The sequence below is a fragment of the Ectothiorhodospira magna genome, from assembly GCF_900110965.1.
GTDB classification, from domain to species: Bacteria; Pseudomonadota; Gammaproteobacteria; order Ectothiorhodospirales; family Ectothiorhodospiraceae; genus Ectothiorhodospira; species Ectothiorhodospira magna.
Genome location: NZ_FOFO01000008.1, coordinates 70767 through 84977 on the forward strand (window position 1 = coordinate 70767; position 14211 = coordinate 84977).

At 60.4% G+C, this 14211-nt stretch carries 14 protein-coding genes; 9 read left to right on the plus strand and 5 right to left on the minus strand.

The genetic code is table 11. The annotated features are described in order from the left end of the window. Positions 1-7: 7 nt before the first annotated feature. Together bioF and BMX62_RS04800 are read left to right on the plus strand one after the other, a co-directional pair. Entirely contained in the window at positions 8-1150 is a 1143-nt protein-coding gene (gene bioF / locus BMX62_RS04795; protein WP_238375859.1) for an 8-amino-7-oxononanoate synthase, read from the plus strand. A 174-nt stretch (positions 1151-1324) separates the two neighbouring features. After that, the gene (locus tag BMX62_RS04800; RefSeq protein WP_090205069.1) at positions 1325-2206 is read left to right on the plus strand and encodes a dihydroorotate dehydrogenase electron transfer subunit; all 882 of its coding nucleotides are present in this window, start codon (positions 1325-1327) and stop codon (positions 2204-2206) included. An 11-nt stretch (positions 2207-2217) separates the two neighbouring features. Here the strand turns inward: BMX62_RS04800 and BMX62_RS04805 are convergent, their stop codons facing one another. The 3 genes from BMX62_RS04805 to BMX62_RS04815 are packed head-to-tail and all read right to left on the minus strand — an operon-like array spanning position 2218 to position 5668. Next, a complete protein-coding gene (locus tag BMX62_RS04805; protein ID WP_090205072.1) occupies positions 2218-3414 on the minus strand; it encodes a PilT/PilU family type 4a pilus ATPase in 1197 nt (398 codons plus the stop codon). A gap of 24 nt (positions 3415-3438) precedes the next feature. Then, positions 3439-4605, minus strand: coding sequence for a PilT/PilU family type 4a pilus ATPase (locus tag BMX62_RS04810; protein WP_090205075.1), 1167 nt, complete (start codon positions 4603-4605; stop codon positions 3439-3441). A gap of 28 nt (positions 4606-4633) precedes the next feature. After that, positions 4634-5668, minus strand: a complete 1035-nt coding sequence (locus BMX62_RS04815) for a type IV pilus twitching motility protein PilT (protein ID WP_090205078.1) — start codon at positions 5666-5668, stop codon at positions 4634-4636. A gap of 34 nt (positions 5669-5702) precedes the next feature. Between BMX62_RS04815 and BMX62_RS04820 the strand changes: the two genes are divergently transcribed. Genes BMX62_RS04820 through cysQ form a run of 5 tightly spaced genes read left to right on the plus strand, consistent with a single transcriptional unit; the run spans position 5703 to position 9274 of the window. After that, the gene (locus BMX62_RS04820; protein ID WP_090205203.1) at positions 5703-6458 is read left to right on the plus strand and encodes a YggS family pyridoxal phosphate-dependent enzyme; all 756 of its coding nucleotides are present in this window, start codon (positions 5703-5705) and stop codon (positions 6456-6458) included. Positions 6459-6496: 38 nt separating this feature from the next. Beyond that, positions 6497-7324 (plus strand): pyrroline-5-carboxylate reductase, encoded by an 828-nt coding sequence (gene proC / locus BMX62_RS04825; protein WP_090205205.1) that lies wholly within the window; start codon positions 6497-6499, stop codon positions 7322-7324. Positions 7325-7333: 9 nt separating this feature from the next. After that, positions 7334-7885: a YggT family protein gene (locus BMX62_RS04830; RefSeq protein WP_090205081.1), complete on the plus strand. Its 552-nt coding sequence runs from the start codon at positions 7334-7336 to the stop codon at positions 7883-7885. Between the two features lie 27 nt (positions 7886-7912). Continuing rightward, complete coding sequence (gene nudE, locus BMX62_RS04835) at positions 7913-8455, plus strand: ADP compounds hydrolase NudE (protein WP_090205084.1); 543 nt, start codon at positions 7913-7915, stop codon at positions 8453-8455. 3 nt (positions 8456-8458) lie between these two features. After that, a complete protein-coding gene (gene cysQ / locus BMX62_RS04840; RefSeq protein WP_090205092.1) occupies positions 8459-9274 on the plus strand; it encodes a 3'(2'),5'-bisphosphate nucleotidase CysQ in 816 nt (271 codons plus the stop codon). A 5-nt stretch (positions 9275-9279) separates the two neighbouring features. Here the strand turns inward: cysQ and ppsR are convergent, their stop codons facing one another. Both ppsR and ppsA read right to left on the minus strand, forming a co-directional pair. After that, a complete protein-coding gene (ppsR, locus tag BMX62_RS04845; RefSeq protein ID WP_090205096.1) occupies positions 9280-10095 on the minus strand; it encodes a posphoenolpyruvate synthetase regulatory kinase/phosphorylase PpsR in 816 nt (271 codons plus the stop codon). An 88-nt stretch (positions 10096-10183) separates the two neighbouring features. Continuing rightward, entirely contained in the window at positions 10184-12565 is a 2382-nt protein-coding gene (gene ppsA / locus BMX62_RS04850) for a phosphoenolpyruvate synthase (protein WP_090205099.1), read from the minus strand. A 128-nt stretch (positions 12566-12693) separates the two neighbouring features. On the opposite strand from ppsA, the gene BMX62_RS04855 reads away from it, so the two are divergent. After that, a complete protein-coding gene (locus BMX62_RS04855) occupies positions 12694-13659 on the plus strand; it encodes a LysR family transcriptional regulator (protein ID WP_090205102.1) in 966 nt (321 codons plus the stop codon). A gap of 33 nt (positions 13660-13692) precedes the next feature. After that, on the plus strand, positions 13693-14208 hold the full coding sequence (locus BMX62_RS04860; RefSeq protein ID WP_476588295.1) for an ATP-dependent zinc protease family protein: 516 nt from the start codon (positions 13693-13695) through the stop codon (positions 14206-14208). The last annotated feature ends 3 nt before the right edge of the window (positions 14209-14211 follow it).

A 14211-nucleotide genomic window follows, 5' to 3' on the forward strand; every position in this document is an offset into this window, starting at 1 on the left:
TGCCCCTATGCTCCGTCAGCGTCGGGCTGACCATGGTTACCGGCAACGCCGGATACTGGAGGGTCCCCAACAGCCTGAGCAGGTCATTGATGGCCGGCCCGTGCTGGCCTTCTGCGGTAATGATTACCTGGGACTGGCCGCCCATCCGGCCGTCGTTGCTGCTTTCAAGGCCGGCGCCAACCGCTATGGCGTGGGCGCCGGGGCCGCCCATCTGGTCAATGGCCATACCCGCGCCCATCACCGGTTGGAAGAAGCGCTGGCCGCCTTCACTGGCCGTGACCGTGCCCTGCTGTTTTCCACCGGCTATATGGCCAACCTGGGGGTGGCCCAGGCCCTGCTCCGACGGGGTGATCGGGTGTTACAGGACCGTCTCAACCATGCCTCTTTGATTGATGCTGCCCGGATCAGCGGGGCCAGATTGCAGCGTTACCGTCATGGGGATGTGGATGATCTGTCCCGGCTGCTGGCCCAGCCGGCGCCACAGGACACTCTGGTCAGCACCGATGGCGTGTTTTCCATGGATGGTGATATCGCTCCCCTGGCTGCCCTGGCGGATCGAAGCCGTCAGGCCGATGCCTGGTTCATGGTGGATGATGCCCATGGTCTGGGGGTATTGGGTGCCACCGGGGCTGGAACCCTGGAAGCCCTGGAACTGGATCAGACCCAGGTGCCCCTGCTCATGGGTACCCTGGGGAAGGCACTGGGCACTGCGGGTGCTTTTGTTGCCGGCAGTGATGACCTGATCGAAACCCTGATTCAGTCCGCCCGCACCTACATCTACACCACAGCCATGCCTGCCGCCGTGGCGGAAGCCACCCTGGCTGCCCTGGAGGTGGTACACCAGGAGCCGGAACGGCGTGAATACCTGCACCGGTTGATCCGGCAATTCAGGACCGGGGCAGCGGAACTGGGATTGCCATTGATGGACAGCACCACGCCAATCCAGCCTTTGCAGGTGGGCCATACTCTGGCCGCCACCACCTTGAGTGAAGCACTCCTGGCCCAGGGACTGCTGGTGCCGGCCATTCGGCCACCCACGGTGCCACCCAATACCGCCCGGTTGCGGGTGACCCTCAGTGCCGCCCATACCCCAGACCAGGTGGATCACCTGCTGACGGTGTTGGGGCGTCTTTACCGGTCAGATTCATAAATCCAGGCCGCCTCTGGCGGCCATAGGTATCTGGCCAAGGCAGAACCGCGATTTGTTATCATCGGCTTTAACCCAAACTGATACAGGAGGGCGCGACCCCGGCCCCGTGATCGTGCTGTATACGGCAGGTCATCCCGCCCGGTGGTACAGGACGGGGATTGTCGCGCAAAATTGATGAATAAACCCCATCGCGGCACCATCTTTGTGGAAGATGCGCCGATTGTGTCCCATACGGCCCATCCCGGTGATCAGCATATCCTGCGGGTCAAGGCGCCCCAATGTGCGGCCCATGCCCGGCCCGGCTGCTTTGCCCATCTGCAATGTGACCCCCAATTGCCCATGCGCCGTCCCCTGTCGATCATGCAGGTGGACCCCAAGGAAGGCTGGGTCACGTTTCTTTACAAGGCGGTGGGTCAGGGGACGCGCTTGCTGGCCCGGCGTCAGGTGGGGGAAAAAATCAACCTGATGGGCCCCATCGGCAAACCCTTTACCCTGCCCCATGGAGATCGTCCCCGCGCCCTGCTGCTGGGCGGTGGGGTGGGCATCCCTCCCATGGTGTTTCTGGCCGATGTCCTGCGCAAACATCCGGTCAGTGAGCCGTTGGTGATCATGGGCTCGGAAGTCCCCTTTCCCTTCAAGGCAACACCCTCCCGTTTCCTGGTGCCGGGTCTGCCCGACGGGGTGATCGCCGCCATGCCGCTGCTGGAGGATTGGGGTGTGCCTTCCCGGCTCACCAGTCTGGCAGGGATGCCCGGTTGTCATGACGGTTATGTCACGGATCTGGCCCGTCACTGGCTGGAGGCCCTGTCGGTGGAACAGCGGCGCCAGGTCCAGATCTATGCCTGTGGTCCCCATGCCATGTTGGAAGCCTGTGCTGCCCTGGCCCGGGAGTACCATCTACCCTGCCAGGTTTCCCTGGAGGAATATATGGCCTGTGCCGTGGGTGGCTGCGCCGGTTGTGTGGTCAGCGTGCAGACAGATCAGGGCAGCAGCATGAAACGGGTCTGTGTGGACGGGCCGGTATTCGAGGCAGAATCGGTATTTGGCCCAACCTGATCCGGGGGCCATCAATCCTTGACCTGGGTTTCTGACAAAGGACGCAGGGTTTCGTCAAAGCTGCGACGGCCATCGGTCTGCCCCCGCACGGCGGGATCACTGTCGCCGAGCATGGCCAGTTCTTCGTCTTTTTGTCTGGAATCCTGGACCCCGCCGCCAAAGTGGATGCGCCATTCCAGATCCCCTCGGGAGTCGGCTTTGGCCAGGGCTTCGTTCAGGGTTACCAGACCGGCCTTGTAGCGTTCAAACAGGGACTGATCGAAGGTCTGCATGCCCAAAGAGCCGCCCTTTTCCATGACGGGTTTGATGCCGCTGATATCTCCCTTGCGGATCAATTCGGAGATATAGGGGGTATTCACCAGCACTTCCACTGCAGGCAGGCGATTGCCATCCTTACCCTGCAGCAGGCGCTGGGAAATAATGCCGCGCAGATTCAAGGACAGGTCCATGAGGATTTGCTGCTTGGCCTCGGGAGGAAAAAAATTGATGATCCGGTCCAGAGCCTGATTGGCATTCACTGCATGGAGGGTGGTCAGGGCCAGATGACCGGTATCGGCGTAGGCAATGGCGGCCTTCATGGTATTGAGGTCACGCACCTCGCCGATCATGATCATGTCCGGCGCTTCCCGCATGGCTTCCCGCAGGGCATTGTCGTAGGACAGGGTATCAAGCCCCACTTCCCGCTGGCCGATAATGGATTTTTTGTGGGTGAAGCTGTATTCGATGGGATCTTCGATGGTCAGAATGTGACCGCAGGTCATGCTGTTGCGGTAGTCAATCATGGAGGCCAGGGTGGTGGATTTGCCCGAGCCGGTAGACCCCACCACCAGCACCAGACCATTTTCGTACATCACCAGATCCTGGAGCACCGGCGGCAGTTTAAGCTGTTCGATGGTGGGGATCACGCTCTTGATAAAGCGGATCACCATGGACACTTCGCTTCTTTGCACATAAACGTTCACCCGAAACCGCCCCAGGTGTTCCAGGGAGATCCCCAGGTTCATCTCCTTGTCCTGCTCAAAGCGCTCGATCTGATGGGCGTCCATGAGGTCATAGGCCAATTCCCTGGCGGCTCCCGGCTGCAGAGGCTGCCGGTTGATGGGGCGAATCTTTCCCTCGATCTTGATACTGGCCGGAGCGCCGGTGGTGAAGAACAGGTCCGATGCGTTCTTCTGGGCCATCAGCTTGAGATAGGGTTCAATCAGCATGGTCGGTAGGCCGGTGCAGGGGGTTTATTTGAGCAGGCCAGAGTCCTCTGGCTTGGCTTCCATTTCCAGTCCGCCGGTGTCTTCCAGCAGGTTCTGGCTACGGGCATGCTGGCTGTCCAGTTTGATGCGCAAACGCAGATCGTTGACGGAGTCGGCGTTGCGCAGTGCATCTTCATAGGTGATCTGACCGGACTCAAAGAGTTGGAACAGGGCCTGGTCGAAGGTTTGCATCCCTATTTCGTTGGACTTGGCCATCAGGGTTTTCATCTCATGGATTTCCCCTTTGAAAATCAGGTCCGACATCAGCGGGCTGTTGATCATGACTTCCACCGCCGGTACCCGTCCCTTGCCGGTGGCCAGGGGGATCAAACGCTGGGATATCACCGATTTGAGGTTCAAGGACAGGTCCATCAACAATTGCTGGCGACGTTCTTCGGGGAAGAAATTGATGATCCGGTCCAGGGCCTGATTGGTGCTGTTGGCATGCAGGGTGCTCAGACACAGATGGCCGGTCTCGGCAAAGGCGATGGCGTAGTCCATGGTTTCCCGGTCGCGGATTTCTCCAATGAGAATCACGTCCGGTGCCTGGCGCAGGGTGTTTTTCAGGGCAATCTCGTAGCTTTCCGTATCCACCCCCACTTCCCGCTGGGTGACCAGACAACTGGCATGTTGGTGGACAAATTCGATGGGGTCTTCGATGGTGACGATATGGCCGTGGCTGTTATGGTTGCGATATCCCACCATCGCCGCCAGGGAGGTGGATTTACCTGAACCGGTGCCCCCGACAAAAATCACCAGACCCCGCTTGGTCATGGCGATGTCCTGAAGCTGGGGCGGCAAACCCAGATCCTCCAGGGCGGGGATCTTTGAGGTAATGACCCGCAGCACCATGCCGGAACTGCCCCGCTGGGTGAAGGTATTGACCCGGAAACGGGAAAGGCCCGACAGGCTGATGGCAAAGTTGCACTCCTGGGTGCGTTCAAACTCCGCTGCCTGCCGGTCGTTCATGATGGAACGTACCAGAACCTGGGTATGACTGGGCGACAGGGGCTGATCGGTGATGGGGGTCATTTTGCCGTCAATTTTCATCGAAGGCGGCGCACCCACCGTAATGAACAGGTCCGACCCCTTCCTGGCCAGGAGCGTCCTGAGCAGGTCGTGCATGAAGCGTATCGCCTTGTCGCGATCCATAAAAAGACCTCGTTGGGTTCAGCAGGGCCTATAGATTGTTTGGGTTGGCCGCCTTGCGACAGGCTTCTTCCCGCCCGATGGTCCCCCGTTGCAGCAGTTCCTTGAGGCTCTGGTCCAGCGTCTGCATGCCCACCCCCTGACTGGTCTGGATGGCGGAATACATCTGGGCAATCTTGTTTTCGCGGATGAGGTTACGAATGGCCGGCGTACCCAGCATGATTTCGTGGGCAGCACAGCGGCCACCACCGATTTTTTTCATCAGGGTCTGGGAAATCACCGCCCGCAGGGATTCAGACAGCATGGCCCGTACCATGTCCTTTTCTGCGGCGGGGAACACGTCCACGATGCGGTCGATGGTCTTGGCAGCAGAACTGGTGTGCAGGGTGCCAAACACCAGATGCCCGGTTTCGGCGGCAGTCAGGGCCAGGCGGATGGTTTCCAGGTCCCGCATTTCCCCCACCAAAATGGTGTCCGGGTCTTCCCGCAGGGCCGAACGCAGGGCCTGGTTGAACCCCAGGGTATCCCGGTGAACTTCCCGTTGGTTCACCAGGCATTTTCTGGATTCGTGGACGAATTCGATGGGGTCTTCCACCGTCAGGATATGGCCGTATTCGTTGTTGTTCTTATGGTTGATCATGGCCGCCAGGGTGGTGGACTTACCTGAACCGGTGGGGCCGGTGACCAGTACGATGCCCCGGGGATATTCGGCAATGGTCTGGAAAATGCGGGGACAGCCCAGCTCCTCCAGGGTTTGAATCCGGGCGGGAATGGTGCGAAACACAGCACCAGCACCCCGGCTATGATTGAACGCATTGACACGAAAGCGGGCCAGACCAGAGATTTCGAAGGAAAAATCCGTTTCCATCCGTTCCTCGTAGTCCTTGCGCTGCTTGTCGTTCATGATGTCGTACACCATACCGTGGACCGTCTTGTGTTCCAGGGTCGGTACGTTGATGCGCCGCATATCACCGTCCACACGGATCATGGGCGGCAGGCCCGCGGACAGATGCAGATCAGAAGCGCTGTTCTTGACACTGAACGCCAGCAATTGGGTAATGTCCATCCAACCCCCCATGTCAGATCAGGTGATGTACCTCATGGTCGAATATAGCATAGCGCCCTTCAATGCCGTTCCTGCAGATCAGGGTCAGGTATTGCCAAAATCCGGGACCGGGATCTGCGACCGTATTCAGGCCATACATGACCGCATTCACACCAGTGCCCGGCGTTGGGGACGTGCCCCGGAAGAGATTCAGTTGCTGGCAGTGAGCAAGACCCATCCGGCCCAGGCCATCACGACAGCCCTGGCCTGTGGTCAGCGGGCCTTTGGAGAAAACTACGTCTCGGAATTGACCACCAAGGCCCAGGCTCTGGCAGGACAGGACCTGAGCTGGCATTTTATTGGTGCAATCCAGAGCAACAAGACCCGTACTCTGGCAACCATTGCCCAATGGGTTCACGGCGTGGATCGGGTATCCATTGCCCGCCGCCTCAATGATCAGCGTCCCGATGGGTTGCCCCCCCTGCAGGTGTGTATCCAGGTGAACATCAGTGGCGAGACCAGCAAATCCGGCATTGATGACGCCAGTCTGCCGGCACTGGCGGAAACCCTGGCCGAACTGCCCCGGCTGCGACTGCGGGGACTGATGACCATTCCTGCCCCCAGTGATGATTTTGACATCCAGCGGCGGGCCTTTGCCCGGCTGCGCCAGGCCCAGGATGACCTGATCCGCCGGGGCCATGACCTGGACACATTATCCATGGGCATGAGTGATGATCTGGAAGCAGCCATTGCCGAAGGGGCCACCCTGGTGCGGGTGGGAACCGCGATCTTCGGTCGCCGTTCAGGTTAAGATTGCTCCACATCCATCATGCCGCAATCAAAAACATGTTGAACGAAAATATTGCCTTTATCGGCGCCGGTAACATGGCCCGCAGCCTGATCGGTGGCCTGGTGGCGGACGGCTGGGACCCCTGCGCCCTGTGGGCCGCCGATCCCAATGAAGATCAACGCAGCCTCGTCAGCCAACAGTGGCCAAAGGTGCATGTCACCCCAACCAATGAGGAAGCCATCGCCCATTGCGAGGTGCTGGTGCTGGCGGTCAAGCCCCAGGTGATGGCCCAGGTGGCCCGTCCCCTGGCGGCCCAGGTCCAGGCCCGTAAACCACTGGTGGTCTCCATCGCTGCCGGGGTGCCCAGTGAGGCCATCGAGCGCTGGCTGGGAGGGGATCTGGCGGTGGTCCGGGGCATGCCCAATACGCCGGCCCTGGTGGGCAGCGGGGCCACCGGACTGGTGGCCAATGCCAGAGTGAATGAGCAACAGCGGGATCTGGCAGAATCCCTGATGCGTGCGGTAGGCATGACCGTCTGGCTGACGGATGAAACCCAGATCGATGCGGTCACCGCCCTTTCCGGTAGTGGTCCGGCCTACCTGTTCTTGTTTATTGAAGCCCTGGAAGATGCCGGCACCCAACTGGGCCTGCCCAGGGAAACCGCCCGCCTGCTGGCGTTGCAGACGGCCTTTGGCGCCGCCAGACTGGCTCTGGAATCGGACGAGGACGCCGCTACCCTGCGGGCCAGGGTCACTTCCCGGGGGGGAACCACTGAACAGGCCCTGGCGGTATTGGAAGCTGGCGGCTTGCGGGATCTCATGCAGCAGGCCCTGACCGCCGCCCGGAATCGTTCCCATGCACTGGCCGACCAGTTAGGTCGGGATTGAGGATCACCCATGTCATACGCCTTTCAAAATGCCGCCGTCTTCCTGATTGGCACCCTGTTTAGCCTGTATATCCTGGCGTTGATGCTACGCACCTTGCTGGCATTGTCCCGGGCGGATTTTTACAATCCCCTCTCCCAGTTTCTGGTGACCATCACCAACCCGCCCCTGCGGGTTCTGCGTCGGGTGGTGCCTCCCATCGGCCCGCTGGACAGTGCCGCCCTGGTACTGGCCCTGGTGCTCAAAATGCTGGAACTGTTCATCATCGGCGCCATTCATGGCGCGATGATCCCTCCCCTTACCCTGTTGATTGTCAGTATGCTGGCCATTGTGCGGCTGGTGATCTGGATCTATATCATCAGCATCATCATTCAGGCGGTGATGAGCTGGTTCCAGGCCGGTAGCTCGGGGCAGAACCCGGTGGCCGGGCTGGTGTACAGTCTCAATCGCCCCCTGCTCAATCCCATTCGCAAGGTGATGCCCCAGACAGGGATGGTGGATCTGTCGCCCCTGGTGGCCATTATCGGTCTGAATGTGTTGCTGATTTTCATCAGTGCCCTTTAAGGGCAGGATCAACAGGGGGGTTGGCCCATGCCCGAACTGCCCACGATTCTAAATCGCCGTACCGTGGCTCGCAGCCGGCTCTTTCAGGTGGAAGAGGTGGATTTAAGGTTTGCCAACGGGGCGCAGCGCTGCTTTGAACGTCTGGTCAGTTCCAGTCGGGGGGCGGTACTGATTGTGCCCATGCTGGATGCCGATACGGTATTGATGATCCGTGAATATGCTGCCGGCACCCACCGCTATGAACTGGCCTTGCCCAAGGGTCTGGTGGAGCCGGGAGAAGATGTGCTTGAGGCCGCCAACCGGGAGATCATGGAGGAGGTGGGTTACGGTGCCCGCCAGCTCACCCCCCTGACCGCCTTGAGCATTGCACCGGGCTATTTGGGCCATGTGACCCACATCATTCTGGCCCAGGATCTTTACCCGGAGCGCCGGCCAGGGGATGAGCCTGAAGCCATCGAAGTGGTGCCCTGGCGCCTGGGGGATCTGGACAGCCTCATCAGCCGGGATGACTGTAGCGAAGCCCGTTCCATTGCCGCCCTGTACCTGGTACGCGACCGACTCAAGAGATAACCCATGTCCCTGGATGACCTGAACCTGGAATATCTGCTCAACAATGCCTGCCGCATCGCCCGGGAAGCGGGCGACCGGATCATGACCATCTACGGTGAGGCGTTTCAAGTATCACACAAGGCAGACCGCACCCCCTTGACCGCCGCCGATATGGCAGCCCATCGGCATATCGTCGCTGGTCTGCAGGAACTCAATCCCTGTTTTCCCGTATTGTCGGAGGAGTCAGACCGGATTCCCTTCAGTGAGCGCGCCCGCTGGCAAACCTACTGGCTGGTAGACCCGCTGGATGGCACCCGGGAATTCATCAAGCGCAACGGGGAATTCACGGTGAACATCGCCCTGATCCATGACCATGAGCCGGTACTTGGGGTGGTGTCTGCCCCCGCACTGGACCGGCTATACAGGGCTGCCCAGGGCCTGGGGGCCTATTGCCATGCCCCCATGGCAGCCCAGGGGACGCGGATTCAGGTCAATCCAGACCGGGGCACAGCACCGATCATTGTTGGCAGCCGCGCCCACGGTACGGAACGCCTGCAGCAATTTCTCAAGCGAGTGGGCAACCATGAACTGATCAGCATGGGCAGTTCTCTTAAATTTTGCCTAGTGGCAGAAGGCAAGGCTGATCTCTATCCCCGATTTGGCCCCACCAGCGAGTGGGACACCGCCGCCGCCCAGTGTGTGGTCCAGGAGGCCGGGGGGGTGGTCACCGATCTGGAACTGCGCCCGCTGCGCTACAACACCCGCGAAGGGCTGCTCAACCCGGAATTTCTGGTGAGTGCCGACCCGAGTCGGGGCTGGGAAGATTATGTGCCGGATTAAGCGGTTTAGATGCGTCGCATCAACGCGGCCTGCTGCATCAGTTGGGCAGCGATCTCTTCCACAGACATCTGGGTGATGTTCAGGCAGGGAATCCCCTCCCGTTTGAGCATCCGCTCCACGGCCCGGAGTTCCTTGTTGCACTGTTCCACGCTGGCGTAATGGCTGTTGGGGCGCCGTTCGGTACGAATCTGATGCAGCCGTTCCCCGTCCACCGTAAGCCCGAACAACTTTTTGCGATAGGGTTCCAGGGAGGCTGGCAATGTGCCCCGGTCAAAATCATCGTCCGCCAGAGGATAGTTGGCTGCCCGGATGCCGTAATTGAGGGCCAGATACATGCAGGTGGGGGTTTTGCCGGTTCGGGACACCCCCATCACCACCACATCGGCGTTGGGATAATCCCGGGTGGTGGCGCCATCATCGTTCTGGATGGCGAAATGCAGGGCATCCATGCGCTCGGCATAGGTGCGCATATTGCCCATGCCGTGGGAGCGACCGGCCACATGCTGGGCAGTGACCCCCAGCACCTCTTCCAGACGGGGTGTAAAGGCATCGAGGAAATCAAAAATCAGCCCCCGGCAGCGCTCCAGTTCTTCCCGGCGCCGGGTATCCACCAGGGTCGAGAATACCAGAGGGGGTTCGCCGTCACTCTGGGCCGCCCGGTTGATACGCTGCACTGCCCAGTCCATCTTCTCTTTTGAGTTGATAAAGGGCAGGCTAACGGTATTGAAGTGAATCTGTTCAAACTGGGTCAGCAGGGTGTGCCCCAGGGTTTCGGCGGTGATGCCGGTCCCATCGGAGACATAGAAAACAGAGCGGGTCACGGGGAAATCGGGCCTCTTGGGTCACGTCCATGAAAAGCCGGTCGCCCATCTGTCATTCATGGGAGACCGGCGCAAAACGCTACAGACCTCAGGCGTCCTGACGGCCCTTGGCATCCCCGGCCAGACGCAGCCAGGTTTCCACCACGGTGTCCGGGTTCAGGGAGATGGACTCAATCCCCTGGGCCATCAGCCACTCGGCCAGATCCGGGTAGTCCGACGGTCCCTGACCGCAGATGCCCACATACTTGCCGGCCTTGCGGGCCGCCTGAATGGACAGGGCCAGCAGTTTCTTCACCGCCGGGTCCCGCTCGTCGAAGGTGGCGGCCACCAGACCAGAATCCCGGTCCAGTCCCAGGGTGAGCTGGGTCAGGTCGTTGGAGCCGATGGAGAAACCATCGAAGAACTGCAGGAACTCGTCGGCCAGCACCGCGTTGGAGGGGATCTCGCACATCATGTAAATCTTGAGACCGTTCTCGCCCCGCTTGAGCCCCATCTCCGCCAGCAGGTTGATCACCCCCTCGGCCTCGGTCAGGGTCCGCACAAAGGGCACCATGACCACCACGTTGGTCAGACCCATTTCGTCACGGACCCGACGCACGGCACGGCATTCCAGCTCGAAGCAGTCGCGGAAATCGTCGGACAGGTACCGGGAAGTGCCCCGGTAACCGATCATGGGGTTTTCCTCGTCCGGCTCGTAGCGCTCGCCCGCCAGCAGGTTGGCGTACTCGTTGGACTTGAAGTCGGACAGGCGCACGATCACCGGCTCGGGATGGAAGGCGGCCGCCAGGGTGGCGATGCCTTCCGCCAGCTTGTCCACGTAGAAGCTGACCGGGTCCGGATAGCCGGCAAAGCGCCGGGCCACTTCCTCCTTCAAGTCCGCCGGCAGGCTGTCGAAGTTGAGCAGCGCCTTGGGGTGTACACCGATCATGCTGTTGATGATGAACTCCAGACGGGCCAGACCCACCCCGGCATTGGGGATATTGCGGAAATGGAAGGCGCGACCGGGGTTGCCCACGTTCATCATCACCTTCACCGGCACCTCGGGCATGGCGTCGGTACGGGTACGCAGCACCTCGAACTCCAGCTCACCCTTGTAGATGCGGCCTTCGTCGCCTTCGGCACAGCATACGGTCACGGCATCCCCTTCCTTGAGGCGGGCCGAACCATCGCCGCAGCCCACCACTGCCGGGATGCCCAGTTCACGGGCGATGATGGCGGCATGGCAGGTGCGGCCACCCCGGTCGGTGACGATGGCGGCGGCCCGCTTCATCACCGGCTCCCAGTCCGGGTCGGTCATGTCGGTCACCAGCACATCACCGGGCTGCACCCGGTCCATCTCGTCCAGATTCATCACCACCCGCACCTTGCCGGCGCCGATCTTCTGGCCGATGGCCCGACCCCGCACCAGCACTTCGGTTCGGGGGGAGCGGATGCGATAGCGCTCGATCACCTGACCGTCGGCCCGGCTCTCCACGGTTTCCGGGCGGGCCTGCACGATGTAGAGCTGACCATCCACACCATCCAGGGCCCATTCGATGTCCATGGGACGGCCATAATGTTTCTCGATGATCATGGCCTGACGGCTCAGGGCTTCCAGCTGGGCGTCGGTGATGCAAAAACGCAGCCGGTCCTCTTCGCTCACCTGGACGGTGCGGGTAGACTGGCCGTTTTCGCCAAAGACCATCTTGATGGCCTTGCTGCCCAGATGACGGCGCAGTATGGCGGGCCGCCCTGCCTCCAGGGCCGGCTTGTAAAGATGAAATTCGTCCGGATTGACCGAACCCTGGACCACGGTTTCCCCCAGTCCCCAGGAGGCGGTGACGAAAACCACGTCACGAAAACCGGATTCGGTATCCAGGGTGAACATCACGCCGCTGGCGCCGACGTCGGAACGGACCATGCGCTGGATACCGGCGGACAGGGCCACCTCGGCATGATCAAACCCCTGATGTACCCGATAGGAAATGGCGCGGTCGTTGTACAGGGAGGCAAATACTTCGTGGATGGCCTTGAGCACACCATCCAGGCCACTGACGTTGAGGAAGGTTTCCTGTTGCCCGGCAAAGGAGGCATCCGGCAGGTCTTCTGCGGTGGCAGAAGAGCGCACAGCCACGGTGAATTCACCTTCGGTCTGGGCCACCATGGTGTTCCAGGCTTCGGTGATGGCCTCGTTCAGGGCCGGTGGAAACGGGGTTTCCACCACCCAGCGGCGGATCTGGGCACCGGCTTCCCGCAGGGCACCGATGTTGTTCACATCCAGATTGGCCAGCAGGCCGTTGATGCGGTCTGCCAGGCCATCATGCTGAAGAAACTCGCGGAAGGCATCGGCGGTGGTGGCAAATCCCCCCGGCACGCGAACCCCGGCTTCGGACAGGCCATGAATCATTTCGCCTAGCGAGGCGTTCTTGCCCCCCACACGGGGGACGTCGTTCATTCCCAGATCCTGAAACCAGATAACGTACTTATCCATACTCCTGCCCTATGCATGCGTGAAACGGCAATTGTAGCCGGGACCATGGCCTCAAGACGAGTATTCGGCGAAGCTATCGGCCCCAGGAGAAAAATTCTGGCCTTCAATACTAACACCGGGGAAGATTCATGGGGGCTGTCCAGCATCATCTCTACTACAAACAAAATCGCCTCAAGCAGCTGCGGGCTTTTTGCCGGGCGGCGCGACTGGGGAGCATTTCCACCGCGGCAGAATCCCTTTGCCTGAGCCAGCCAGCGGTTTCCCTGCAAATCCAGGCGCTGGAACGGGAGTTTGAAACGGTTTTATTCGAGCGGCGCGGCCCCCAGATCCGGCTTACCCCGGAAGGGGAAACCCTCTACAAGCTGGCTGATCCGCTGGTGGAAGGCATTGATCGGCTCAAGGAAACCTTTGCCGCCAGCTTTGGCCGGCTCGAATCAGGCGAACTGAATGTGGCGGCAGGGGAATCCACCATTCTCTACGTATTGCCCGAACCATTGCGCCAGTTTGCCGAGGTGTATCCCCATATCCGTATCAAGCTGCACAATGTGACCGGACGGGATGGTCTGGCCATGCTGCACCGGGATGAAGTGGATTTTGCCGTGGGTTCCATGCTGGAGGTGCCCGAGGGCATCACCTACCAGCCCATCGTCACCTACCATCCCAAGTTGATCACCCCCAAGGACCATCCCCTGACGACTCTGGGCAAGGCTGTTGAACTGGAGGACATCAGCCCCTATGGGCTGATCCTGCCGCCCCGCCATCTATCCACCTGGCGCATCGTGGATCTGGTATTTCGCCAGCATAATGTGGGTTATCACGTCTCTTTGGAGGCCGGTGGCTGGGAGGTCATCAAAAAATACGTGGCCCTGGGCCTGGGTATTTCCATTGTGACCGATGTCTGCCTGACAGGCCGGGAGGCGCTGGCAGCCATTCCCCTGGACCGGTTCTTTCCGGCCCGCAGTTATGGGGTGGTGCAGCGTATTGGCCGCCATCTGTCCCCCCAGGCCAAACGGTTTATCACCATGATGGAAGCGGCCCATGCAGGTCCGAAAATGGGGTCCTCATCACCGTCAGGGCGGGGTGAGGAGGTTTAATATGGCGCATCGTCAATATGTCAGGAGACCATCATGGATTTTTTCCTCCGTACTGCGTGGGTTGTCCTGTTCTGGCTTTTAATCCCCACATGGGCCATGGCGGCTCAGCAGGATCGTCCGGCCCCTGAGGTGATCATGGGCTGGGTGGAACGGGTGGATATCTTGCCCGAAGGTATCCAGCTCAAGGCCAAGATGGACACCGGTGCCACCACTTCCTCCCTCAACGCTCTCAACAAGCAGTTCTTTGAGCAGGATGGCCAGGAATGGATCGCCTTTGACATCGTAGACCCGGAAAACGAGCAAAACACCATCCGCATCAAACGGGAAATCACCCGATATGTGCGTATCATCCGCCACGACGGCAACCATCAGCGCCGCCCGGTGGTGCGTATCGGTCTATGTATGGGAGACATCTACCGGGAAGCGGAAATGAGCCTGATCGACCGCAGTGAACTGACCTATCAGGTTCTGGTGGGGCGAAACCACATGGCAGGGGCGATTTTGGTGGACTCTGCCCGTACCCACACCCAACGGCCAGCCTGCCCATAATCA